This is a genomic window from Pseudomonas sp. AL 58, assembly GCF_036348395.1.
In the GTDB taxonomy this organism is placed as follows: Bacteria; Pseudomonadota; Gammaproteobacteria; order Pseudomonadales; family Pseudomonadaceae; genus Aquipseudomonas; species Aquipseudomonas defluvii.
Map to the genome: position 1 here is coordinate 1 of NZ_JAZBQR010000044.1, position 1,910 is coordinate 1,910.

Annotated in this window: 1 protein-coding gene and 1 pseudogene; both read left to right on the plus strand. The window is 62.6% G+C overall.

Features of this window, described 5'->3' with window-relative positions; all coding sequences use genetic code 11:
- Positions 1-1,749 (plus strand): glycine cleavage T C-terminal barrel domain-containing protein (locus UIA24_RS22805; protein WP_330524013.1); only part of this gene is annotated, 1,749 nt, incomplete at its 5' end.
- Between the two features lie 83 nt (positions 1,750-1,832).
- A pseudogene (locus UIA24_RS22810) lies at positions 1,833-1,910 on the plus strand (sarcosine oxidase subunit gamma); the annotation flags it as partial.

A 1,910-nucleotide genomic window follows, 5' to 3' on the forward strand; every position in this document is an offset into this window, starting at 1 on the left:
TACAGCCCGGTGGTTCACCTGGCTTCGCACCTGGGTGGCAAGCCGGTCTGGCGTGAAGACATCCTCGGCTTCGTGCCGGGCGATGCCCCGCAGAGACGCGTCTGCGTCGGCGGCGTGAACGGTGTCTACAGCCTCGGCGATACCCTGGCCGATGGTTTTGAAGGCGGTGTACGGGCTGCAACCGAAGCCGGTTTCAAGGCGGTCACCGGGGTACTGCCCAAGGTGCTGGCGCGCCATGAAGAAGCCACTGTGGCGTTGTTCCAGGTGCCGCATGACAAATCCACGGCACGGGCACCGAAGCAGTTCGTCGACCAACAGAACGACGTGACGGCCGCGGCTATCGAACTGGCCACCCGCGAAGGCTTTGAGTCGGTCGAGCACGTTAAACGCTATACCGCGCTGGGCTTTGGTACCGACCAGGGCAAGCTCGGCAACATCAACGGCCTGGCCATCGCCGCCCGTTCGCTGGGCATTGGTGTGGCGCAAATGGGCACCACCATGTTCCGCCCGAACTACACGCCGATCACCTTCGGTGCAGTGGCGGGCCGGCATTGCGGTCACCTGTTCGAACCGGTGCGCTTCACCGCGCTGCATGCCTGGCACGTGAAAAACGGTGCCGAGTTTGAAGACGTCGGCCAGTGGAAACGGCCGTGGTACTTCCCGCGCAAAGGCGAAGATATCCATGCCGCCGTTGCCCGTGAGTGCAAGGCGGTGCGTGACAGCGTCGGCCTGCTCGACGCCTCGACCCTGGGCAAGATCGATATCCAGGGCCCGGATGCCCGTGAGTTCCTCAACCGCATCTACACCAACGCCTGGACCAAGCTGGACGTGGGCAAGGCCCGTTACGGCCTGATGTGCAAAGAAGACGGCATGGTCTTCGACGACGGTGTCACGGCGTGCCTGGGTGAGAACCACTTCCTGATGACCACCACCACCGGCGGCGCGGCACGCGTACTGCAGTGGCTGGAGATCTATCAGCAAACCGAATGGCCAGACCTGAAGGTGTACTTCACCTCGGTCACCGACCACTGGGCGACCCTGACCCTGTCCGGGCCGAACAGCCGCAAACTGCTGTCGCAGGTCACCGATATCGACCTGGACAAAGACGCCTTCCCGTTCATGAGCTGGAAGGAAGGCAAGGTGGGCGGGGTGCCGGCGCGGGTCTTCCGGATCTCCTTTACCGGTGAACTGTCGTACGAAATCAACATCCAGGCCAACTACGCCATGGGTGTGCTGGAGCAGATCGTCGAAGCGGGCAAGCCGTACAACCTGACCCCGTACGGCACTGAAACCATGCACGTACTGCGGGCCGAGAAGGGCTTCATCATTGTCGGCCAGGACACTGACGGCTCGATGACCCCGGACGACCTGAACATGGGTTGGTGTGTCGGGCGGACCAAGCCGTTCTCCTGGATCGGCCGTCGTGGCATGAACCGTGAAGATTGCGTACGGGAAAACCGTAAACAGCTGGTCGGCCTCAAGCCGGTCAATCCGACCCAGTGGCTGCCTGAGGGTGCGCAACTGGTGTTCGATCCGAAGCAACCGATCCCGATGGACATGGTCGGTCACGTGACCTCCAGCTACGCCGCCAACTCGCTGGGCTATTCGTTCGCGATGGGTGTGGTCAAGGGTGGCCTCAAGCGCATGGGCGAGCGCGTGTTCTCGCCGCAGGCCGATGGCAGCGTGATCGAAGCGGAGATCTGTTCAGCGGTGTTCTTCGACCCGCAAGGCGAACGGCAGAACGTTTAAGGATTGACGCGCACGTGTGGCGCCGGCGCGGCCGGCCCCACACGGATCGCCCTACAGCATTTGATATTTCAGGCAGGTTTGAAATGAGCGCAATCAACGTTTACCAGCAACACCCAGGCAACGCCGCCAAGGCGGAATCGCCGCTGGCCCACGCCGACTTG